This is a genomic window from Arminella tubonensis, from assembly GCF_003240585.1.
GTDB classification, from domain to species: domain Bacteria; phylum Pseudomonadota; class Alphaproteobacteria; order Rhizobiales; family Rhizobiaceae; genus Rhizobium; species Rhizobium tubonense.
Genome location: NZ_PCDP01000061.1, coordinates 57,000 through 78,957, shown reverse-complemented (window position 1 = coordinate 78,957; position 21,958 = coordinate 57,000). Strand labels below are relative to the sequence as shown.

Here is a 21,958-nt window from a genome sequence, read left to right as displayed (position 1 = left end):
GACAGCGGTGCGGCAAACTAAGCCCCTCCCCCTTGTGGGGAGGGGTTGGGGAGGGGTTTTCTTTATTGAAGTCTACCCTACCCAGCCGCCCCAACAATCCGGCTGCGGCCAAGCGCCTTGAAGACCGTCGAGACGATGCCGGCGCGATCTAGTCCGGCGCGGGCGTTCATGGCTTCCGGCTTTGCCTGCTCCACCCAGATGTCGGGCATGGCAAGCGTACGGATTTTCAGGCCGTTGTCGAGCAGACCTTCCATCGCCAGGAACTGCATCACATGGCTGCCGAAGCCGCCGATTGAGCCTTCCTCGATGGTGATCAGCACTTCATGGTGGCTCGCCAGCTGCCGGATGAGATCGTGGTCCAGCGGCTTGGCGAAGCGGGCGTCGGCAACCGTGGTCGAAAGACCTGCTGCATCGAGGTCCTCGGCGGCGAGCAGGCTATCGGCCAGCCGCGTGCCGAAGGAAAGCAGCGCCACCTTGGAGCCCTGCTTGACGATCCGTCCCTTGCCGATCTCGAGTATCTGGCCGCGCTCGGGCATTTCGATGCCGATGCCTTCGCCGCGCGGGTAACGGAACGAGATCGGGCCTGCGTCGTAAGCCGCCGCAGTGCGCACCATGTGCTTCAGTTCCGCCTCGTCAGCCGCCGCCATCACCACGAAGCCGGGGAGGGTGGCGAGAAACGTGGTGTCGAACGAACCCGCATGGGTCGGCCCATCGGCGCCGACGAAGCCGGCGCGGTCGATCGGGAAACGCACCGGCAACCCCTGGATCGCCACGTCGTGGACGACCTGGTCGTAGGCTCGCTGCAGAAAGGTCGAATAGAGTGCGGCAAAGGGCTTGAAACCTTCTGCGGCAAGACCGGCGGCGAAGGTTACGGCATGCTGTTCGGCAATGCCGACATCGAAACAGCGTGACGGAAAAAGGTCGGCGAGCTTGTCGAGCCCGGTGCCGTTCGGCATCGCGGCGGTGATGCCGACGATCTTCTCGTCGAAGGCTGCTTCCTGCGCCAGGCTTTCGGCAAAGACGCTGGTGTAGCTCGGCGCATTCGGCTTCACCTTCGCCTGCGCGCCGGTGATGACGTCGAACTTGTTGACGCCGTGATACTTGTCGGCAGCTGCTTCCGCAGGCGCGTAACCCTTGCCCTTCTGCGTCACCACATGGATCAGAACAGGACCCTGCTGATTGTCGCGAACGTTACGCAGCACCGGCAAAAGGTGATCGAAGGAATGCCCGTCGATCGGGCCGATATGATAGAAGCCCAGCTCCTCGAACATCGTGCCGCCGGTTACATAGCCGCGGGCATGTTCGACGGCTCGGGTAATGGCGCGGTCGACGCGCTTGCCGAGATAGGCTGTCAGCTTCTTGCCGAACTCGCGGAAGCCCATATAGCTGCGACCGGAGGCCAGGCGTGCCAGATAGGCGCTCATGGCCCCCGTCGGCGGCGCGATCGACATGTCGTTGTCGTTGAGGATGACGATCAACCGCGCGTCGAGTGCGCCGGCGTTGTTCAGCGCCTCATAGGCCATGCCAGCCGACATGGCTCCATCGCCGATGACCGCGATCACCTTGCGGTTGGTCTTGGCAAGATCGGTCGCGACCGCCATGCCGAGGCCGGCCGAGATCGAGGTCGACGAATGGGCAGCTCCGAAGGGGTCGTATTCGCTTTCGGCGCGGCGGGTGAACCCCGATAGGCCGCCTTCCTGGCGCAGCGTGCGGATACGGTCGCGTCGGCCGGTCAGGATCTTGTGCGGATAACACTGGTGCCCGACATCGAAGATCAGCCGATCATCAGGCGTGTTGAAAACCTTGTGGATGGCGATGGTCAATTCGACGACGCCAAGGCCGGCGCCCAGATGACCGCCCGTGCGCGACACGGCATCGATCATCTCGTCGCGCAGTTCGCGGGCGAGCTGCGGCATGTCGCGATCGTCAAGCTTTCTGAGGTCTGAGGGAAAGTCGACCTGGTCCAGCAGGGGCGTCTCTGGCATTGATGTCACGGGCTGGAGCCTCTTTCTTGCTGTTCTTGGGCGGGCCGCCCGCCTTACTCCAAAATAGATCGCGGCGAAAGAAGACGAATTCAAGGATTGAATGACACTATGCTAAACAACTTCGATTTTGGACCCTAGCCTTCCGGCAGCGGGATGAATTCTTCCTCATCCCCCGGCACGATATCGAAGCGCCCGCTGCGCCATTCTTCCTTCGCCTGCTCGATCCGCTCTTTTGAAGAGGACACGAAATTCCACCAGATATAGCGCTTTGAGTTCAGCGCAGCACCCCCAAAAAGCATGAGATGACAGCCTTTTTCCCCGGCTGTGAGCGCAATTGCATCTCCGGGCCGAAATACGAGCAGCTGATCTGCCTCGAAACGATCGCCCGCGACCATCAGCGAGCCCGACAGAATATAGACGGCGCGTTCTTCATGCCCTGCTCCGAACGGGAAGGAACGGTTCGCCGCAAGTTGGAGATCGACGTAGAGCGTATCGGAAAACACCTTCACCGGCGAAGAAAGCCCCTCGAAATTGCCGATGATGACGCGCCCCGTCGCCCCGTCGCTGTCGATCAGCGGCATATCGTGTTGTTCCGCATGCGAAAAGGAAGGATCGATCTCTTCCAGGTGGTCGGGAAGGGCAAGCCACGTCTGCAGGCCCGATATCGCCAGCGGATGCCCGCGCAGATTATCAGGCGTGCGCTCCGAATGGACGATCCCGCGTCCTGCCGTCATCAGGTTGAGATCCCCAGGACGAATGACCTTCTCCGTGCCGAGGCTGTCGAGATGGCGGATTTCGCCGTCGAAAAGATAGGTCACGGTCGACAGCCCGATATGCGGATGCGGCCGGACATCCACCGCCTGATCGGGCCTGAGCACCGCCGGCCCCATCCTGTCGAAAAAGATAAACGGCCCGACCAGCCGCCGCCGGCTGCTCGGCAAAGCCCGCCGCACCGAAAACCCACCAAGATCCGCCGTCCTCGGAATGATGAGGTTTTCGATAGCATCGCAGGCAAAGACATCGCCTGGGACGGGATCTTTTCCGGGGAAGAAGGACATGGGGGTTCTTCCTAAATGGTTTCCTCGCCGTCGGGAAAAGGCAAAACGAAACTTTCCACTTCAGTCAACAATGAAGGGAGACGCTCCGTCAGAATTTTCCAAACAACTTCGGCATCGACGCGCTCATACTCGTGACGCAAAATATTACCGAAATCGCGAATGCTTCGCCAATCATGGTTTGGCAACCGATCTTCGGCAAATGCGCCAAGCTTGGAGGCAGCTTCAGAAATTCTTGAAAGACATCGTTCGACTGCATCACGTACCAGCTTATTGCGTTCGAAGCTTTCAAGATTCAACCCGCTTGCATATCCGAAGATAAGTTTGATATTTTCCTCGATATCTCGCAGTCGCGTGATGGGCCGTTTAGAAGGCAACGGCGCGATCCCGTTCTATCTCCCGGCGCAGCCGATCGCTCTGAATGGGCTCCGAAACGATATCAACGGATTTTCCGACAATCGATTCTAATTTCTCCTTGAGTCGTGCCAGGGCTCCGAAATATCCGAAGCCCGAAAGCCTTACGCTTTCCTCGAGCTTTACGACAACATCAAGATCCGATTCAGCATCGTTGTCTTCGCGGGCAACCGAACCGAAGATCGCGAGATGAACCGCCCCCTCTGCTTCCAGCTCTGACCGGTGTCGGCGCAGCATCTCTAGGACGATATTTTTTTCCATTGCTCGAGCCTACACCTATTCCGAGTAACAGTCGACCCCTCAGCCCCCGTCCAGCGGCTCCACGCCCTGTGGTTTCCCGGCGCGATCCAGCCTGATCTTCTCGATCCGGTTTTCAGCTGCTGATAGCAATGTCTCGCAATGCTTCTTCAGCGCTTCACCGCGCTCGTAGATCTCGATGGATTCGTCCAGCGCCACGTCGCCCCGTTCGAGCCGTGCGACGATGCTCTCGAGTTCGGCCACGGCCTTTTCGAAGGAATAGCCTGAAACCTCAGGCTTGGCGCTCTCACTCATCTTCAACCCTTCATCATGCGCAGAATGTGCAGGCCCGCCGACTCGGCAAGCCCCTCCAGATCATAGCCGCCTTCGAGCAGGCTGACGACCCGGTTGTTGGCGCTGCGGTCTGCCGCCTCGAGAACGCGGCCGGTCGCCCAGTCGAAGTCCTCGCCGGTCAGGTTGATCTGCGCCAGGGGATCGCGGTGATGGGCGTCGAAGCCGGCCGAGATGATGATGAGGTCGGGGCGAAATTCCTCGAGCGCCGGCAGCACGCGGGATTTGAACGCCTCGCGAAAATGGTCGCTGCCGGTATTGGCCGAGAGCGGCGCGTTGACGACGTTGCCGCTCGCCCCTTTTTCCGTCTTGGCGCCGGTGCCGGGGTAAAGCGGCATCTGGTGCGTCGAACAGAACAGCACGGATGGGTCGTCCCAGAAGATGTCCTGCGTACCGTTGCCGTGGTGGACGTCCCAGTCGACGATGGCGACACGCTCGGCGCCGTGCTTCCTCTGGGCATGGCGTGCAGCGATCGCGGCGTTGTTGAAAAAGCAGAAGCCCATCGCCTTGTTCTTCTCGGCGTGGTGGCCCGGCGGACGGGCGGCGACGAAGACATTGTCCGCAGCGCCCGAGAAGACGTCGTCGACCGCGGCCATCGCGCCGCCGACGCCGGTCAGCGCCGCCTGCAGGCTTTTCGGGCTCGCATAGGTGTCGGCCTCGAGCTGGTTGATCTGGCCTTCGCCATCCTCGTCGTCGGGGATCGAGCGCATCACGAAAGTCAGGTGCTCTTCCGGATGGGCAAGCAGCACGGCATCCTCGTTTGCCTGCGGCGCTTGTCGCCGGTCAAGCCGGGCGAAGTTCGGATGCTCCAGCGCAATGTTGATCGAACGCAGTCGATCGGAGCGCTCGGGATGACCGGGCGGGGTGATATGCTCAAGGAAGATGGGGTGTTCGTATAGACGTGTGCTCATGGGGGTAACCTATAGATGAGACAGGTCAAGTACCACTCCACATGGAGCACATCACTATAATGTCAACAATTGGTCTTAACCACGACACAAGAGCACCCGTTTACATCAGAAGGGCCAATGCTTAAGCTTTTGTTAAGATTGTGGCGCCCGGGCAGGGTTTTGTGATGAGTAGAGTACAGCGATCCGAAATCACCGAAGTGCGGGTTCCCCCGCGAGATGTCGACCGACATGGCCAGATGTTCATAGCATCCTACATCTCGGAAGCCGAGACGGCTCTGTCGAATTTCTGGCGCGCCCGCCCATCTGTTAACGACGAGCCGGCCTATATCGCCACCCGTGCCTCCTGCTCGCTGCACCGCGGATTGCACTATGACGATCTCGCCCGCTTTTCCGTCAGCGTCAACAAGATCGGCGGCAAGTCGGTTGGCTTCATGGTCATGGTCGAGACGGGAAACGAGCTTGCGGCCGAGGTTGAAATCCTCTGGCTGGCCGTCCGAGGCGAAGAGCATGATCCGGCACCGCTGCCGGAAGACACCCGCGACTGGCTGTACAAATATCTGGACTGACGTTTCAGGTCCGCTGTGGCAATAGCGGATATCCCGCCATGACCGCGCGGCCGACCAGGGCTGCAACCACAGCCTTCACCACATCGCCTGGAACGAAGCCGAGCGAGCCGAAGAAGGCCTTGGCAAAACCTGTCTGTGCGGCAACCGCAAGATAGGCGATACCGAACGCATATTCGACGACGACGCCACCGATAAAGGCGGCAAGGAAGAAACCGACGCCCTGCACGAGGCCCGATTGTTCTGGCCGCACCAGCAGTTCCGAGAGATAACCGGTCACGAGGGCTGCAAATACCCAGCCGATGAAGAAGCCTGCCGTCGGCCCGACGAAAACGGCAAGCCCGCCACGCCCGCCCGACAGGACCGGCAGGCCGATCGCTACCAGCACCACCACAATGAGCACCGCGACTGCGCCGCGCTTTGCGCCAAGGACGACGCCCGCCATCATCACGCCAAGCGACTGCGCGGTGATCGGCACTGGAATGATCCCGAGCGAAATCGGCGGAAGCAGCCCAAGCGCCACGATGATCGCGGCAAAGAGCGAGGACAGGACGAGGTCGCGGGTGGTCATTGCATGCTCCGAATAAAACCGCACTCAGCGAGTCACGGAAGGCCCGATTCGCTGCGTGAGAGTATCATGCTCGTTCAATGCCGCCGAATGCCGCGGGCGTCAATTGCCGCGGCGATGCTGTCCGCATCTCGAAGCGTCAGGATGATGAGCGGCACAAGGGTCGTGCTCAATCGGATCTTCAATCCACGCGCTTCGTGCGCCTCGCGGATCGCGCCGTAGCGATCGACGATCTCCGGCACGAAGCGCACGACAAGGCCGACCGCAAGGCCGATATCTGCCGCGCGGACAAGCCCGATCTTCTCGAGAGGACCGGCCAGGAATGTGATCTCGTCGATGAAAGCGCTGATCGTTGTGGTCGCCGTGACCATGGCGGCAAAAAGCATCAGCGTGATCAGCCGCAGCACCGTCGTCATGGCGTCATGCAGCGGATTGAAAAGGAGACTGAACAGCGCAACGAATAGAATGACGAGAAATACCGGCCTCAGCCGCACCAACGCCTCGCGCAGCGACATGCCGACCGCGAAGTAGAGGACGGAGCCGACAACTGCGGCGAGGGCGAGCAGCGAAATGCGGTCGGTGAGAAACAGGATGACGCCGAGCAGCGCCAGCACGATCAGCTTGATGCGCGGCGAGAGCTTGTGCATCCGTGTATCGCCATCGACATAGAGCGATTGCATCAGAGCGCGATCTCCCGGTAGCGGGCGATAACCTCCGGCGGCAAGCCATCGGCGACAAGGCATCCCTGATCGAAGAGCAGCACCCGCTCGAAATCCTCGACCAGCTCCAGGTCATGGCTGATGACGATGACGTTTTCGTCGAGCCTGCCGATGGTCGACTGAACGCGGGCGCGGTTCTTGAGGTCGAGCTGGTTGGTCGGCTCATCGAGGATGAGAATGTCGGGGCCGGTGACCAGCACGGAGCAGAGCGCCGCCATCTGAAGTTCTCCGCCGGAAAGCTCATGCGCCCGCCGGTCCGCCAGATGACGCACGTCGAAGCGGTCGAGAACGGCGTCGACGGCAGCGTCGATCGCGTTCTTTCCAAGCCTGCGGCTTTTCAGCCCGAAGGCAATGTCGTCGCGGACAACAGGCAGGATGATCTGGTTCTGCGGCGACTGGAAGATGAACCCGACCTTGCCGAGCACCGAGTCCGTATCGACTGATGTGTCCAGCCCGTCGACGGTGACGCGACCGGTGGTCGGTTTGGCCAGCCCGTTGATGAGCCGCGCGAAGGTGGTCTTGCCCGAGCCGTTGAGACCGATCACGCCGATCCGCCGCTCGGAAAGCGTCAGGCTCAAAGGCTGAAGCGCTATCCGCTTCCCGAAGCTTAAGCCGGCTTCCTCGAAGCGGATATCCAATTTGGGCCCCTGTCCAGTCGCAACTCGCGGTCCTATAGACCCTAATTCGGCCAAGGGAAATCTCAATCCGGATCGATTTGAAAATGTGGGAATAAAAGCCTATGTTCCCAGAATGACGAATCTCATCTCGAATCGTGACGCTCGCCGTGTCTTCCTCGCCAAGCAGGGACTGTCCACTCCGCCGAACCGCGCCTTGACCAAGGCGGGGCTGCTGCAACTGATCCACGATATCGGCTTCGTCCAGGTCGACAGCATCGGAACGGTCGAGCGGGCGCACCACCAAATCTTGTTCTCGCGCAACCAGACCTATCGCCGCGAACACCTGACCGAGCTGCTCGAAAAGGATGGCGCGCTGTTCGAGCACTGGACCCACGACGCGTCGATCCTTCCGAGCGCCTTCTTCGTCTATTGGAAGCATAAGTTCCGTCGCGAGGAGCAGTTGATCATCGAGCGCTGGCGCAAGTGGCGTGGCGAGGGTTTCGAATCAGCCTTCGACGAAACCTACGAGCGGGTGCTGCAGGGCGGCCCCATCATGGCCCGGGAGATCAAGGCCGATGGCCACGTCTCCGGCGGTTGGTGGAACTGGCATCCAAACAAGACGGCGCTCGAATATCACTGGCGAACCGGCAAGTTCGCCATCGCCGGGCGCACCAATTTCCAGAAGATCTATGATCTCGTCGAGCGCGTCATCCCCGCCGAGTTCCACGCGCCGGAAGTGGACCACGACGTGTTCGTCGACTGGGCCTGCCGCAGCGCGCTCCAGCGTCTGGGCTTTGCCACCTCGGGCGAGATCGCCGCCTTCTGGGACCTGATCACGCCGCAGGAGGCGAAGACCTGGGTGGATGTCCACCGCGACGAGCTTTGCGAGGTCCTGATCGAGCCGGCGCTGGATGGCAAGCCGCGCCCGTCCTTTGCCTTCGCCGATTTCCCGGCAACGCTGGATAATTACCCCGAAGCGCCGGCTAGGCTGCGTGTGCTCAGCCCGTTCGACCCGACGCTCCGCGACCGCAATCGTAGCGAACGACTGTTCGGCTTCTTCTATCGCATCGAGATTTTCGTGCCCGAGCCGAAACGGGAATATGGCTACTATGTATTTCCGCTGCTCGAAGGCGACCGCCTCATCGGCCGCATCGACATGAAAGCCGACCGCAAGGCGGGCACCCTCGATGTCAAGCGCCTCTGGCTGGAACCCGGCATCAAGCCATCAGCCGGCCGTCTCGAAAAGCTGGAAGCCGAGCTGCAACGAGTAGCGCGCTTCACCGGCGTCGAGAAGGTGGTGCTGATGGACGGCTGGCGGGGGTGATTGCCTACCTCCCCCTTGATGGGGGAGGTCGCGCGAATGCGCGGGTGGGGGTGATCATCGGGTGTCACAAAGGGTCACCCCACCCCGGCACTTTGTGCCGACCCTCCCCATCAAGGGGAGGGTGGATCTCACCAGATCTCGGTCTTGGCGATCTTGATGCCGAAGCCCTCGAGGCCGACATAGTGCCTGGCGCGGGTGGTCAGCAGCTTGATCGAGGTGACGCCGAGGTCCTTCAGGATCTGTGCGCCGAGGCCGATCTCCAGCCACTCGCTTTCGCGGCTCTGCGCTTCGGCATGGGCTTCGCGGTCCTGCCGCGTCTTGCGGCCATTGTCGTGATGACCCACGCCGACCGAGCCCTCGCGGAGATAGACGATGATGCCGCGGCCCTCTTCGGCGATCTTCTGCATGTAGTGGTCGACCGGACGCTGCTTGCCGAAGACATCGCCGGCAACATTTTCCGGATGGAGGCGAACCGGCACGTCGACGCCGTCGCGGATGTCGCCGAAGACGACTGCCAGATGCTGCATCGGATCCCAGGGCAGCGAATAGGTGTGGGCGCGGGCCTTGCCAAAGGCGGTCTCGACATCGAAGCTCGAGCCGAGCTCGATCAGCGTCTCCTTGCGCTGGCGATAGGCGATGAGGTCGGCCACCGAGATGGCCTTCAGCCCGTTGCTTTCGGCAAAGGCGGTAACCTGCGGGCCGCGCATGACCGTGCCGTCATCATTGACCAGTTCGCTGATGACGCCGATCGGCGGCAGGTTGGCAAGGCGGCAGAGATCGACCGCAGCCTCGGTATGGCCGGAGCGCATCAGCACGCCGCCTTCGCGCGAGACCAGCGGGAAGATATGGCCGGGACGTACGAAATCGGAGGGCCCGACATTCGGGTTGGCGAGGTTCCTGACCGTCAACGTCCGGTCGTCGGCGGAAATACCCGTCGTGGTGCCATGCTTGAAGTCGACCGAAACGGTAAAGGCGGTTGTATGCGCCGAATCGTTTTCAGCCACCATTGCGTTGAGGTTCAGGCGCTTGGCCTCTTCGCGCGGCATCGGCGTGCAGACGATCCCCGACGTGTGGCGGACGATGAAGGCCATCTTTTCCGGTGTGCAGTGGACGGCGGCGACGATCAGGTCGCCTTCGTTCTCGCGGTCGTCATCGTCCATGACGACGACGATCTCTCCGGCCTCGAAAGCCCGGAGGGCATCCACGACGCGCTTCTGGTCATAGGGCATGAGGATAGTCCTTATTTCAGGCGGCCGGTCTGGCCCCGGTCTCGGAGATAATGATCGGCGATCGCGCAGGCAACCATCGCTTCGCCGATCGGCACGGCGCGGATGCCGACGCAGGGGTCGTGGCGGCCCTTGGTGCGCAGATCGACATTGTGGCCGTCGACATCGATGCTGCGGCGCTCAGTGAGGATGGACGACGTCGGCTTGATGGCAAAGCGGGCGATGACGGGTTCGCCGGTCGAGATGCCGCCGAGGATGCCGCCGGCATGGTTCGACAGGAATATTCGGTTGCCGTCATTGCCCATCCGCATCTCGTCGGCATTTTCCTCGCCGCTGAGTTCAGCGGCAGCAAAACCGTTGCCGATCTCGACGCCCTTGACCGCATTGATAGACATCAGCAACGAGGCGATATCCTGGTCGAGCTTGCCGTAGATCGGCGCGCCGAGACCTGCCGGAACGCCTTCTGCCACGACTTCGACGACGGCGCCGATCGAGGAGCCGGCCTTGCGTATGCCGTCGAGATACTCTTCCCAGACGGGCACGATTTCGGGATCGGGGGCAAAGAACGGGTTCTGGTCGACCTGCGCCCAGTCCCAGTTGGCGCGGTTGATCTTGTGCTTGCCGATCTGGACGAGGGCGGCGCGCACGGTGGCGCCGGGCACGACGAGACGGGCGATGCCGCCGGCGGCGACCCGTGCCGCCGTCTCGCGCGCCGAGGAGCGCCCGCCGCCACGATAGTCGCGTATGCCGTATTTGACGTCATAGGTATAGTCGGCATGGCCGGGGCGGTATTGCCGGGCGATCTCGCCGTAGTCCTTGGAGCGCTGGTCGGTATTCTCGATCATCATCGAGATCGGCGTGCCGGTGGTGGTCATCGTCACGCCGTCCTCGTCGAGCATGACGCCGGAGAGAACCTTGACGAGATCGTCCTCGCGCCGCTGCGTGACGAACCGCGATTGTCCAGGCTTCCGCTTGTTCAGCCAGGCCTGAATTTCATCGAGGGTAAAGCGAAGGCCTGGAGGGCAGCCGTCGACGACGCAGCCAAGCGAAGGACCGTGGCTTTCGCCCCAGGTGGTAACGCGGAACAGATGACCGAATGTATTGTGCGACATGGGAAACGACCGGATTGCCTTTTTGGCCCGACCGGTCCCGCAGGCGGGCCGCGCCTTTACTTGAATTGCGGCACACTCATAGGCCAAAAACAGCCTAAGGCAAAAGCCTTTATTTTCCTCATGCGACCGGGCGCCGGAGAATGGATTTCCTGTGGCGTCTCGCCTATGGGGGAAGCTGTCGCTAGGATGCCAGCCGCCACGTTGCCGCAGTTGCCGCCTCCGTAAAGTTCTCGAACGAGAGTGGTCGGCCAAAGGCATAGCCCTGCAGCACGTCGCAACCGAGCGCCCGCAATCGCGCCGCGTGTTCAAGGGTCTCCACGCCTTCGGCAACGGTCTCGATGTCGAGCGAGCGGGCGATCTCGATGATCGAGCGAACCAGGGCACGTTCCTTCAGCGAGGTCAGGATCGGCATCACCAGCTGGCGATCGATCTTCAGTCGCTTCGGCTTGGTTTTCAGGAGACTGACGATCGAGGTGTGGCCGGTGCCGAAATCGTCGATCTCGATGTCGATCCCCAGCGCTTTGATGCGTTCCAGATTGTGCGAGACGATGTCCTCGCTCTCGTCGAGGAAAATCGATTCCACCAGTTCGAAGGATATTTCGCCGGGCACGATCTGCAGCCCCGTCAGCGTTTCGATCAGCCCCTCGTCGTGGAGGCGGCGGGATGAGACGTTGACCGATATCTTCGGAACGACGACCCCGCGCGCTGCCCAGCGCATCTTGTCCTTCAGCGCAGTCTCCAAGACGACCCGGTCGAGCTGCTGCACCACGTTCAGGTCATCGGCGATGCGCAGGAACTGATCGGGCGTCAGCAACCCGCGTGTCGGATGGTTCCAGCGCACCAACGCCTCGACACCAGTCAGCTCCATCGTCCGGGCGCAGAACTGCGGCTGATACCAGGCCGTGAACTCGCCGTTGTCGATGCCGGCAAGAATGGCATCGGCGGTGCGCTTGTTGTTGATGACTTCTGCCTGAAGATTTTGACTGAAAAACTCGTAGCGGTTGCGGCCGAGGTTCTTGGCGCGATAAAGCGCGATGTCGGCGTTGATCAGCACCTTGTGGGCGTCGATATCGCCGCCAATTGCCTGTGCTATGCCGATGGAGACGCCGCAGCGGCAGGAAAATCCCTGAAAGTCGATAGGCTGCCGGGTCTCGGCGATTATGCGATTGGCAAGAGCCGCCATGTTCGCCGGCTCGCTGGCTCCGATGGCGACGATGACGAACTCGTCCCCACCGATCCTCGCCACGATGTCGCCCCGACGTATGCTGTCGGCAAGGATTTTCGAGACATGAACCAGCATGGCATCTCCGGCAGCATGCCCGAGCGTGTCGTTGATATCCTTGAAACGATCGAGGTCGATGTGGAGTATCGCGAAGGTCTGCGGCTCGGACCGGCTGTTGAGCGTGAGGTCCTCCAATGCGAGGTCGAGCTTGCGGCGATTGGCGAGCGAGGTCAGCGGATCGTGGAGAGAGTTGTGCTCGATACGGTTTTTGGCGATTTCGAGTTCGACGTTCTTGGCGACCGCCTCGTCCTTGGCGGACTTGAGCTCCGCGGTCATGAGAGCATCTTCCGTGACGTCGAATGCGATGCCGATGACCTTGCGCTCGCCGTCCCTGGTTTCGTGTAGCTTGCCGACGGAACGGACGAAGCGTGTCTGCCCGTCCGGCAGGAGAATGCGGCGCACTGATGCCCCGGTATCACCAACGCGTGCAAAGGTCTTGATGAAGGAGACGGAGGTCGAGCGATCTTCCGGATGGACGCAGCTCAGCCATGCCTTGTCGTCGACGAAGCTGCTGCTGAACGGCAGGCCGTAAAGCTGGTGCATGCGCAGATCCCAGACAAAATTCTCTGTCCCCAGCACCACTTCCCATATGCCGCAGCGATTGGCATCCAGCGCCAGGTTCAGTCGCTCGGAAACCTCCAGGAGTCTTGCTTCGCGGCTCTCGAGCTGGTCGACGTTGCGATTGCGCTCGACCAACAGCAGGGTCGAAAGAAAGAAGGGAATGACGATAATGCAACCGGCAGCAAAGATAACCAGCGGCAATGCTGTCTGATTGCTCGGCGACACATCCCATCCGACTTTTGGGACAGCCGATAATTCCCATTCGCCACCGGGGAGCCGGAAGGCTGCCGCATTCACTCGGTCCAATATCAGTCCGACGAAGATGACCACCAGCGCGACGAGCAAGGACGCCACAACGCATTGAAAGTTGTTCTTGAAAGCCTTTTTCAAAGGTCGCGAAAAATATGCCCCGGTGCTCACGCCATGCTCCCTGCTACTATGGGAAGAAAATAGCAACCGCAGGTTAATTTTACCTTGTGCTCCCGGATGCTGTGCAATGCCGGGATTCAAATGATCGCGACGGTCAACAAGACTTGATCAAGGGTAAAAATGTGTTCATTAATTGGGCGTGAAAAGCCATTGTTGCGGGCGATTTCCGCCATATTCCGGGAGCTATCTGTGCTTAACGACACGTTAGTCATGAAGTTTGTGAGGGTTGTCCGGATGCGGTTCTTTGTCGCCACTTTGCTGGCCACTGCGGCTCTTCTTGCGCCCGTTGTAGGCTTTGCCGAAAGCGCCGATGTCGAGGCGACCATCAAGCGGGTCGACACCAAGAACCTCAACATCACCCTTGACGATGGCAAGACCTATGCGACGCCGGACGATTTCGACTTCAATGGCCTTGAGGCCGGGGTCAAGGTGATCGTGTTTTACACCGAGGTCGACGGAAAGCGCGTCATCAACGACCTAGATATCGTTCACTGAGGCACTAGCCTCAGTCGACCCAGCGTATGGTTTTCAACGTCAGATCGATTTTCAGAATGCGGTCCTGGGGTATCTCGCCCTCGGCCGCTTCGTCCTTGGCAACGTCTGCAATCAGCCGGAACAGCGCCCGGATGACGCCGCCATGGGTGACGCATACCGTCGGGCCATCGACGGATTGCAACCAGGAGCCGACGCGCCACGACATGATCTCATAGCTTTCCGCGTCGTCGCCGGGCGGTATGAAATCCCATTTCGCGGTGTTGCGCTCCTTCAGTCGCTCAGGCTCGGTAAGCCTCAATTCCTTGAGCGTAGAGCCTTCCCAGTCGCCGAATGAAACCTCGACGAGCCGTTCGTCGGTGCGGTAGTCCTTGGGCGGCAGGCCCATTGCCGCGCGGGCAATTTCCATCGTCGCGCGAGTGCGGGCAAGGGGGCTCGCCACAAAGTCGAAATCCGCGACGCTCTCGCCGAGGATCTCCGCCAGCATTACGCCGTTCGCGCGCGCCTGCTCGCGACCGATGATGTTGAGGTCGATGTCCTTCTGCCCCTGCAGCCGGCGCTCGGCATTCCAGTCCGTCTGTCCGTGGCGGATCACATAAAGCAGCACGGATTTTCTTGTCCTGTGAAAGTCAGTCCTTGATGACGGAAATATCCGGCGCATCGACGGCCTTCATGCCGACCACGTGATAACCGCTGTCGGCGTGATGAATTTCGCCGGTGACGGAGCGCGACAGGTCCGAGAGCAGGTAGAGGCCGACGTCGCCCACTTCCTCGATGGTAACGGTACGGCGCAACGGCGCATTATACTCGTTCCACTTGAGGATGTAGCGGAAGTCGCCGATACCGGACGCCGCCAGCGTCTTGATCGGTCCGGCCGAAACCGCGTTGACGCGGATGTTCTTCGGGCCGAGGTCGACTGCCAGATACTTCACGCTTGCTTCGAGAGCAGCCTTCGCGACGCCCATGACGTTATAGTTCGGCATGACCTTCTCGGCGCCGTAATAGGTCAGCGTCAGCATCGCGCCGCCGTCCGTCATCAGCTTTTCCGCGCGTCGCGCGACCGAGGTGAAGGAATAGACCGATATCTGCATCGTCTTTGCAAAATTGTCCGGCGAGGTGTCGACATAGCGACCCGTCAGCTCGTCCTTGTCGGAGAAGCCGATTGCGTGAACGATGAAATCGATCTTGCCCCAGAGCTTCTCGACGTTTTCGAATACTGCGTCGATGGTGGATTCGTCGCCGACGTCGCAATGGCCGACCAGATGCCCGCCGATTTCGGCAGCCAGCGGCTCGACCCGCTTCTTCAGCGCGTCGCCCTGATAGGTGAAGGCGACTTCGCCGCCCTGCGCATGAATGGCCTTGGCAATACCCCATGCGATGGAACGGTTGTTTGCGACGCCCATGATGACGCCGCGCTTGCCGGACATGAGGCCTGTTGCTTGAGCCATATTCTGCTCCCTTGAACTTGTCGTTGACCCTGCCTATGGCATAGGCCGTTGCGCCGTTCAAGCACGGGTTGGATCATCAACTGTTAGGGAACGTAATAAAGGGTGCGCTTGTTACCGAAATTTCACAAAAACAGCCCGTCTTTCCTGATGCGCATCAAATCCGTGATGCGATCGTCGGGCTTTTCCCACAACATCAGGCGCAATTCGACGACAAGATCGCCTTTTCCGCCATCACCGTTCGGCAGCCCTTCGTTGGGGATACGGATGACGTGATCCGATCCCGACCATGCCGGAACCGTAACGTCGACGCTGCCGCTCAAGCCCTCGACGTGAGTCCTGCAGCCGAGAACCGCGTTCTCGATCGTCACTGGCAAGGCAGTGTGAAGATCGAAACCACGGATCGCGAAGCGGTCGTCGGGGGTGAGATGGACGGTAATCGCCACGTCGCCCCGCTGCATGCCCTGCAGCTTGAGGCCCTGGCCCTTGAGGTGAACCACATGGCCGTCGCTCATTCCGGGCATTGCCTGGAAGCGCTGTTCACGCCCGTCGGACAGCATCACGGATATCCAGTTCCCTTTCAGAATGTCCTCAAGGGTGATGCTTGCTTCGGCGGCGATATCGGGCGCCTTCTCGAGGGTCGGGGCCGCTCCGGTGATGCGACGGACGAGCGAGCTTAGAATGCCGAACGGCGGCAGCGATATGATCGAGCCGATGCCGGAGGCGGCAACCGGTTCGGCTTCCTCGGTCTCGCCGCGGGCCGCCCCGTCCTGATAGCCGCTGTCAGGACGCTTGTCTGCGCCGGCGCCCTGTTCGGTGTTCGGAGCACTCGCGCGAGCCTGCGCGCCAAAGATGCGTTCGACCATATCCTCGGGAGATTCGTTGGCGGGTGCGCTCTGCGCCGCCGAGGCTTGCGATTTGCCCGCTGATGCGTTGCCGGCCTGGGTCTGCGCCGCGCCGGCGGCAGCCGCGTTCGAAGCTTTCTGCGCCTTCTGGGCGTTGGCGCGGGCAAGTTCCTCCAGCACCTTTTCGGCGTTGGCGCGGGCGACCTTTGCCCGTGCCTCGGCCTCGTGCTGAGCCTGGCGCTGCTGCATGATCGTCTGCTCGCGGCTCTTGGCCGCCGCCATGCCGAGCACCTGGTCGTAGCGGCTCCGCTTCTTCGGATCTTTCAGCGTGTCGTACGCCCGGCCGATTTCGGCAAAGCGCTCCGTCGCCGTCGGGTCGTTGAGGTTGTGGTCGGGATGAACGGCCTTGGCCATGTTGCGCCACGCTGCCTTGATTTCATCCACCCCTGCATCCCGCTTCACGCCCAATGTCTTATAAGGATCGCGCATAACTTGTGACCGCCGCTTTTTCGACCGGTGTGCCTGACCTGTTTCCCGGCACGCCGTAGCTCGAATAGAGAACACACATCGCGCGCATTCGTTTCGCCCCTGAAGAAGCTAATTTAGCGCGCATATAGGGTGATCTTGCGGGACAGTTGCTAATCAGTCCTTACGCAGTGGAACCACACGCCTAGTGATCGCTGGCAATGGTTAGTCATTCGCTAAATATTGGCGAATGAGCGATGGATAATATTAAGGATGTGCGCCCTTCCGTTCGTCGACGGCACAGGTCGCCTGGGCGGCGAATTCGCCTTGACAATAAGTATAGACAAATCTTTCATGGCCCGATCCCGGCGGGCGGCGCAGCCGCTCCGCAATCTCTGGCAGCGGACGCGCCGGGCACATCAATATCGAACGAACGGGAAGGCCGAGGCGGCGTATGCAGGAAATCTGGATCGACTATCTGAATGCCATCGATGCCAAGGCATTGGCCCTCACCAACGACGAAATCCTCGACGCGGTGACCCTGGCGCTGGATGCGCAGGGGCGCGGCGAAACGGTTATTGAGCCCCGTGTTCACCTCGTCCCCGAAAGCTCCGACAAGGGCCACTTCAACGTGCTGCGCGGCTATGTCAAATCGCTCGGCTATGCCGGCGTCAAGGTCGTTGGCGATTTCGTCGATAACTACAAGCAGGGCCTGCCCTCGGAGCTGGCCGTGCTGAACCTGTTCGATCCACATACCGGTGTGCCGAAGGCGATTATCGATGCGACCGCGATCACCGACATGCGCACCGGCGCGGTCACCGCGATCGGCGCCCGTCATCTCGCCCGCAAGGATAGCAAGATCCTCGGTCATATCGGCGCGCGCGGCACGTCCTATTGGAATGTCCGGCTGCTCGACCACATCTTCGATTTCGATGAAATTCGCGTCCATTCCCGCCGGCCTGAGAGCCGCGACGCCTTCGCCGCCAGGCTGGAGCAGGACCTCGGCAAGAAGATCATCGTCACAGACAATTGGGAAGATTGCCTCAAGGGCGCCGACATCATGATCGAGGCAAGCCGCTTGCCCGAGCCAACGCCACTCTTCAAGACCGCCTGGGTGAAGAAGGGTGCCTTCGTCGTACCCTACGGCACGATGAGCGCGCTGGAATTCGACCTGACCGATATAATGGACAAGGTCGTGGTCGACGATTGGGGCCAGTGCGGCCCGGGTCGGCCCTATGGCGCGCTGCGCCGCCATGTCGACGAAGGCAAGGTGACGGCCGAAAACCTACATGCCGAGATCGGCCAGATCGTCTGCGGTGCAAAACCCGGCCGCGAGAGCGACGAAGAGACCATCCTGTTCTGGCACCGCGGCCTCAGCACCACAGACGTCGCGCTCGGCGCGGCCATGGTCGACAAGGCGCGGCGAATGAACATCGGCCAACGCCTGCGTTTTGCCTGAGGCCCGATTTTTCCAAGGAGTCTGAAATCATGCCATCGGATGATGCGGCAAAACGGATAGTCTTCGGTGCATCCGGCGCCGGCGTCGAGGCGATCTGTGCCATTGCCCGTGGCGGTCCGGAGGTCGCAATCGGCGAAGATGCCCTTGCCGGCATCGATGCGGCCTATGATTGCCTCGTTCGCCATGCTGCAGGAGGCGAAGCGATCTATGGCGTCAGCACAGACCTTGGCGCAGGTGTAGGCACCCGTGTCGATCCTTCCGACAGTGCCCGCCAGTACCGCATCCCGCACGCCCGCGCCGTTGGCGTCGGCCGATTGGCGACGACGAGCGAAGTCCGCGCCATGATGGCGGCGCGCCTTGCCCGCTTCTGCCTCGGCTTTTCAGGCGTTTCCAAGCCCGTGGTCATTGCGCTCGCCGACATGCTCAACAGCCACATCCACCCCGACGTGCCGATGACCGGTTCGATCAGCGAGGCAGATCTCGCACCGCTGGCCCACATCGCCGTCGTCCTGACCGGGCAGGGCAGTGTTTCGCTCGAAGATGGCCGTATCGTTTCGGGAACGGAGGCGTTTGCCGCCGCCGGCCTGGCATTGCCAACCTTCGGCATCAAGGATGGCCTCTCGCTCATCTCCTCCAACGCCGCATCCGTCGGTCTTGCCTGCCTGCTGCTCGAGGACGCCAGGCGCGTGCTTGATGCGCATGTCGGTGCCGTCGCCTTGTCCTTCGAAGGCTTCCGCGCCAGCATCGCCCCGCTCGATCCGCTGGCAAGTCGGCTCCGACCCGCGCCGGGGCAGGGGGAAGCTGCCGCCGCGATCCGCGCGTTCATCGAGGGCGGCGATCTTATCGCGCCGGGTGCTGCTAGGCGCCTGCAGGATCCGCTCAGCCTGCGCTGCGCGCCCTCCGTCGTCGGCGCTGCCTTCGAGGCATTGAAGGCCGCATGGGCGGCGACCGAGCTGGAACTGCGCTCCAGCGACGACAATCCTGCCGTCATGGCTGCCGAGGACATCGTCCTGCCGACCGGCAATTTCGACGCGACCCATCTGGCTCTGGCCTTCGACACGCTCGGCCTTTCGCTTGCGCGCCTCGCCGCGATGGCGGCCGAACGCATCATGAAGCTTTTGTCTCCCGGCTTTTCAGACCTTCCACGTTTCCTGGCCCCGGCTGGCCCAGGTGCGAACGGTTTTGGCGCCCTGCAGAAAACGGTTGCGGCCCTGACGGCTGAAATAGCCCATCTCGCCATGCCGATGCCTTTCGTCGTCACGCCGGTCGCCGACAGGGTGGAGGACTATGCTTCGCTGGCGATGTCGGTGATCGACAAGTCGCAGCGGCTGATCGAGAAGCTGCGCTATCTGACGTCGATCGAGCTGATCGTTGCCGCCCGCGCCATCGATCTGCGCGGTGATATCAAGCTCGGAGAGAGAGGAAGGATGCTGTTCGACGCGGTGCGTTCCGTCGTTCCGCCGCTCGAGGCGGACCGCTCGTCGAGCGCCGATGTCTACGCGCTGGCGCAAAGGATCGACGAAGGGATGCTGCTGGAGCCGGTGCTCGAAATCGGATGACGTGCTGACGTTTCAGCCGGCCTGCTGGAAGCTCAGCAATTGCCAGTCGCTGCCGTCGACAAGGCAGGTCTTGCCGTAGAAGTTGGCAACGCCGTCATAGGCATGGCGGGTCGTGCGGAACTGGCGGCACACTTGCCCCGAAGAATTGTTCTCGACAATGGTGTCGATGACGCCGGCGCTTCCGGTGGAGGCATTGGCCCAGGGAAGCGGCTGGCCCTGGGTCTTGCTGAGATCGGCTGAGGTCACCGCGTTGCGCACCGTGGTCTCGTCGGAAACGCTGTCGGTGGTCACGGCTGCCTGCGGGACCGTCCCAGTCGTCACCGAACGATCTACCTTGGCGGTGCTGAGGAAATCCATGCCACCGGCAACGCAACCGGTCAGCGAGAGGAGCACGATGCCTGACATCACCAATATGCCGCTCTTTGCCCGCAAACCCTTTGTCTCAACCGTCGACTTTGATATGACTTCCACCGTGTATCCTGTCCAGTCGCCAAAAGACCTGGGCAAAGGTTTTTGCCATACGGCAAAATACCTCATCTGTTTAATATCGGGGCACTTGGACCAATATGTCGGAAAACGAGTTAACAAGCGGTGACTTCACCGAACAGAATGAGCCATTCGCGTTGTTCGCGGCCTGGCTGAAAGACGCCGAGGCCTCGGAGGTCAATGATCCCAATGCGGTAGCGCTCGCAACGGTGGATGAAGATGGCTTGCCGAACGTCCGCATGGTCCTCCTGAAGGGTTTCGATCATGAAGGATTCGTATTCTATACAAATTTCGAGAGTCAGAAAGGCCAAGAACTGCTTTCTCATAAAAAAGCGGCCATGTGTTTTCATTGGAAATCGCTGAGGCGCCAAATCCGTCTGCGCGGTCTGGTTGAAGTCGTCACCGACCAGGAAGCCGACGAATACTTCCGCCAGCGCCCGCGCGGCAGCCGCATAGGGGCCTGGGCATCCAAGCAATCCCGGCCGCTGGAGAGCCGTTTTGCCCTTGAGAAGGCCGTGGCTGAATACACGGCCCGGTATGCTCTCGGCGAAATCCCGCGCCCGGATTACTGGTCTGGGTTTCGTATTCGGCCGCTGTCGATCGAATTCTGGCACGACCGCAAATTCCGCCTGCACGACCGCGTGGAATTCCGCCGTAGCGTGCCAGACGGGGCCTGGGAAAAGGTCCGAATGTATCCGTGATTCGTCTCGGAGGCGGGATACCGGAAATGCGTCACCAGAGAGGCAGTCCCGTCTCCCCGCTTTACTAGGAGAGGGGACCGCCCCTGTGACGACGCGCTTTTTCGAGCCACATCGGAATTCCCGATGCGAGCGCCGAGGCGTAGCGCGGCTTCTGATAGAATCCATTGAGTGATAGCCGCGGTAGCAACGTCGGCGCTGGCCCCATCGCCGGCGTGATCGTGCCCGGTTGGGTCGTCACTCCGATCGTGAAACCGAGCTCAATCGCAATCCTCGCGTCCCGCACTGACACTGCGTCGCGCGTCCCATAAGGATAGGCAATCGCCGTTGGGTGCGTGCCCGTGATCGAGGCGATATAGTCGGCGGATGCCGACATCTCGGCTGCGGCCTCCGTATCGCTCAACCTGCTCAACGCGCGATGGCTCACGGTATGCGCTCCGAGCGACGCCAGGGGATTGGCGGCCAAAACCTTCAATTCTTCGGCGTCCATGATCAGCGACCGGACGATGTCGAGCGGTTCCAGGCCATGGCTGCGGGCAAGCGCGTCGATCTTGCCGACAGCAGCTGCCTCGTCGGATCGATGGACCAAGGCCGCAAAACGGTCGAACGCCTGTTGTCTTTGCCCGGCTCCGGCAAGGTCCACACTTTCGATACCCGCACCGAAATCGAAGCTGATCCGATCCAGCCTGCCAAACAATTCCGCAAGCGTTTCCCACCACATCGTATGCGTTCGCTCCGACAGGCCTTGCGTGACGAAAACCGTGAACGGCACGTCGTGGCGGGCGAAGACGGGGAGGGCGTACTCAAGATTGTTACGATTGGCGTCGTCGAGGGTAAAGGCGACGAAGCGCGGCGTACTCTTGCCGGCCGCCATCAGGCCCGGCAGCTCGTTGAGCGGCACGAAGACGTAACCTTCCTGCCTCAGCCGTCGGATCGCAAGGTCGAGAAATTCCGGCGAGATTTCGAGGTGGCGGTTCGGCTCGAACGGCCGGGGCACGAAGGGTCGCACGTGGTGCAGCGTGAAGACCGCGCCCAGCCCGCCGGCTTGGCGCAGCAAGCCGAGCCTGTCGAGGACGAATGACGCCTCGAGCCCGCCCGTGATCAGCGCGTGCTTGAGATGGTTGCGCAGGCTGCTGCCGATGCCCTGTTCCATGA

General features: G+C 61.3%; 22 protein-coding genes and 1 pseudogene. 6 read left to right on the top strand and 17 right to left on the bottom strand.

Annotated elements, in window-relative coordinates; all coding sequences use genetic code 11:
• Positions 1–77: 77 nt before the first annotated feature.
• The 6 genes from dxs to CPY51_RS27060 all read right to left on the bottom strand — a co-directional run bounded on the left by dxs (position 78) and on the right by CPY51_RS27060 (position 4,953).
• The gene (dxs, locus tag CPY51_RS27085; RefSeq protein ID WP_111163324.1) at positions 78–1,994 is read right to left on the bottom strand and encodes a 1-deoxy-D-xylulose-5-phosphate synthase; all 1,917 of its coding nucleotides are present in this window, start codon (positions 1,992–1,994) and stop codon (positions 78–80) included.
• A gap of 125 nt (positions 1,995–2,119) precedes the next feature.
• On the bottom strand, positions 2,120–3,043 hold the full coding sequence (locus CPY51_RS27080) for a pirin family protein (protein ID WP_111163323.1): 924 nt from the start codon (positions 3,041–3,043) through the stop codon (positions 2,120–2,122).
• 11 nt (positions 3,044–3,054) lie between these two features.
• Positions 3,055–3,417, bottom strand: coding sequence for a HepT-like ribonuclease domain-containing protein (locus CPY51_RS27075; protein WP_244598794.1), 363 nt, complete (start codon positions 3,415–3,417; stop codon positions 3,055–3,057).
• Positions 3,407–3,715, bottom strand: a complete 309-nt coding sequence (locus CPY51_RS27070) for a nucleotidyltransferase family protein (RefSeq protein ID WP_111163322.1) — start codon at positions 3,713–3,715, stop codon at positions 3,407–3,409. The genes CPY51_RS27075 and CPY51_RS27070 overlap by 11 nt, the downstream gene beginning before the upstream one ends.
• Positions 3,716–3,754: 39 nt before the next feature.
• Complete coding sequence (locus CPY51_RS27065; RefSeq protein ID WP_111163321.1) at positions 3,755–4,006, bottom strand: exodeoxyribonuclease VII small subunit; 252 nt, start codon at positions 4,004–4,006, stop codon at positions 3,755–3,757.
• 2 nt (positions 4,007–4,008) lie between these two features.
• Positions 4,009–4,953, bottom strand: coding sequence for a histone deacetylase family protein (locus tag CPY51_RS27060; protein WP_111163320.1), 945 nt, complete (start codon positions 4,951–4,953; stop codon positions 4,009–4,011).
• Between the two features lie 164 nt (positions 4,954–5,117).
• Here CPY51_RS27060 and CPY51_RS27055 point away from each other — a divergent pair, with 164 nt between their 5' ends.
• A complete protein-coding gene (locus CPY51_RS27055) occupies positions 5,118–5,519 on the top strand; it encodes an acyl-CoA thioesterase (protein WP_111163319.1) in 402 nt (133 codons plus the stop codon).
• 4 nt (positions 5,520–5,523) lie between these two features.
• Here the strand turns inward: CPY51_RS27055 and CPY51_RS27050 are convergent, their stop codons facing one another.
• The 3 genes from CPY51_RS27050 to CPY51_RS27040 form a co-directional block, all read right to left on the bottom strand.
• Entirely contained in the window at positions 5,524–6,087 is a 564-nt protein-coding gene (locus CPY51_RS27050) for a biotin transporter BioY (RefSeq protein ID WP_111163318.1), read from the bottom strand.
• A gap of 74 nt (positions 6,088–6,161) precedes the next feature.
• Positions 6,162–6,764: an energy-coupling factor transporter transmembrane component T family protein gene (locus CPY51_RS27045; RefSeq protein ID WP_111163317.1), complete on the bottom strand. Its 603-nt coding sequence runs from the start codon at positions 6,762–6,764 to the stop codon at positions 6,162–6,164.
• Positions 6,764–7,441, bottom strand: a complete 678-nt coding sequence (locus tag CPY51_RS27040) for an energy-coupling factor ABC transporter ATP-binding protein (RefSeq protein ID WP_111163316.1) — start codon at positions 7,439–7,441, stop codon at positions 6,764–6,766. The genes CPY51_RS27045 and CPY51_RS27040 overlap by 1 nt, the downstream gene beginning before the upstream one ends.
• Before the next feature lie 112 nt (positions 7,442–7,553).
• Between CPY51_RS27040 and CPY51_RS27035 the strand changes: the two genes are divergently transcribed.
• Positions 7,554–8,744: a winged helix-turn-helix domain-containing protein gene (locus CPY51_RS27035; protein WP_111163315.1), complete on the top strand. Its 1,191-nt coding sequence runs from the start codon at positions 7,554–7,556 to the stop codon at positions 8,742–8,744.
• Positions 8,745–8,872: 128 nt separating this feature from the next.
• On the opposite strand, the gene ribB is transcribed toward CPY51_RS27035, so the two are convergent.
• The 3 genes and pseudogenes from ribB to CPY51_RS27020 form a co-directional block, all read right to left on the bottom strand.
• Positions 8,873–9,973, bottom strand: coding sequence for a 3,4-dihydroxy-2-butanone-4-phosphate synthase (gene ribB / locus CPY51_RS27030; protein WP_111163314.1), 1,101 nt, complete (start codon positions 9,971–9,973; stop codon positions 8,873–8,875).
• 11 nt (positions 9,974–9,984) lie between these two features.
• Positions 9,985–11,082 carry a chorismate synthase gene (gene aroC / locus CPY51_RS27025; RefSeq protein WP_111163313.1) on the bottom strand — a complete coding sequence of 366 codons (1,098 nt, stop codon included), beginning with the start codon at positions 11,080–11,082 and terminating at the stop codon, positions 9,985–9,987.
• A gap of 181 nt (positions 11,083–11,263) precedes the next feature.
• Positions 11,264–13,195: pseudogene (locus CPY51_RS27020) on the bottom strand (sensor domain-containing protein); the annotation flags it as partial.
• Positions 13,196–13,588: 393 nt separating this feature from the next.
• Between CPY51_RS27020 and CPY51_RS27015 the strand changes: the two are divergent.
• Positions 13,589–13,849 carry a DUF1344 domain-containing protein gene (locus CPY51_RS27015; RefSeq protein WP_111163360.1) on the top strand — a complete coding sequence of 87 codons (261 nt, stop codon included), beginning with the start codon at positions 13,589–13,591 and terminating at the stop codon, positions 13,847–13,849.
• A gap of 10 nt (positions 13,850–13,859) precedes the next feature.
• Here CPY51_RS27015 and CPY51_RS27010 read toward each other — a convergent pair whose 3' ends face one another.
• The 3 genes from CPY51_RS27010 to CPY51_RS27000 all read right to left on the bottom strand — a co-directional run bounded on the left by CPY51_RS27010 (position 13,860) and on the right by CPY51_RS27000 (position 16,625).
• Positions 13,860–14,453, bottom strand: a complete 594-nt coding sequence (locus CPY51_RS27010; protein ID WP_111163311.1) for a histidine phosphatase family protein — start codon at positions 14,451–14,453, stop codon at positions 13,860–13,862.
• A gap of 22 nt (positions 14,454–14,475) precedes the next feature.
• Complete coding sequence (gene fabI / locus CPY51_RS27005) at positions 14,476–15,294, bottom strand: enoyl-ACP reductase FabI (protein WP_111163310.1); 819 nt, start codon at positions 15,292–15,294, stop codon at positions 14,476–14,478.
• Positions 15,295–15,416: 122 nt separating this feature from the next.
• Positions 15,417–16,625, bottom strand: a complete 1,209-nt coding sequence (locus CPY51_RS27000) for a DnaJ C-terminal domain-containing protein (RefSeq protein WP_111163309.1) — start codon at positions 16,623–16,625, stop codon at positions 15,417–15,419.
• Positions 16,626–17,055: 430 nt separating this feature from the next.
• On the opposite strand from CPY51_RS27000, the gene CPY51_RS26995 reads away from it, so the two are divergent.
• Together CPY51_RS26995 and CPY51_RS26990 are read left to right on the top strand one after the other, a co-directional pair.
• Positions 17,056–18,060, top strand: a complete 1,005-nt coding sequence (locus CPY51_RS26995; RefSeq protein ID WP_111163308.1) for an ornithine cyclodeaminase family protein — start codon at positions 17,056–17,058, stop codon at positions 18,058–18,060.
• Between the two features lie 29 nt (positions 18,061–18,089).
• Entirely contained in the window at positions 18,090–19,619 is a 1,530-nt protein-coding gene (locus CPY51_RS26990; protein ID WP_111163307.1) for an HAL/PAL/TAL family ammonia-lyase, read from the top strand.
• A 12-nt stretch (positions 19,620–19,631) separates the two neighbouring features.
• On the opposite strand, the gene CPY51_RS26985 is transcribed toward CPY51_RS26990, so the two are convergent.
• A complete protein-coding gene (locus CPY51_RS26985) occupies positions 19,632–20,090 on the bottom strand; it encodes an RT0821/Lpp0805 family surface protein (RefSeq protein WP_111163306.1) in 459 nt (152 codons plus the stop codon).
• A gap of 95 nt (positions 20,091–20,185) precedes the next feature.
• Here CPY51_RS26985 and pdxH point away from each other — a divergent pair, with 95 nt between their 5' ends.
• Positions 20,186–20,806 carry a pyridoxamine 5'-phosphate oxidase gene (gene pdxH / locus CPY51_RS26980; protein WP_111163305.1) on the top strand — a complete coding sequence of 207 codons (621 nt, stop codon included), beginning with the start codon at positions 20,186–20,188 and terminating at the stop codon, positions 20,804–20,806.
• 64 nt (positions 20,807–20,870) lie between these two features.
• Here pdxH and CPY51_RS26975 read toward each other — a convergent pair whose 3' ends face one another.
• The gene (locus CPY51_RS26975) at positions 20,871–21,944 is read right to left on the bottom strand and encodes a polysaccharide deacetylase family protein (protein WP_420820745.1); all 1,074 of its coding nucleotides are present in this window, start codon (positions 21,942–21,944) and stop codon (positions 20,871–20,873) included.
• Positions 21,945–21,958: the final 14 nt, after the last annotated feature.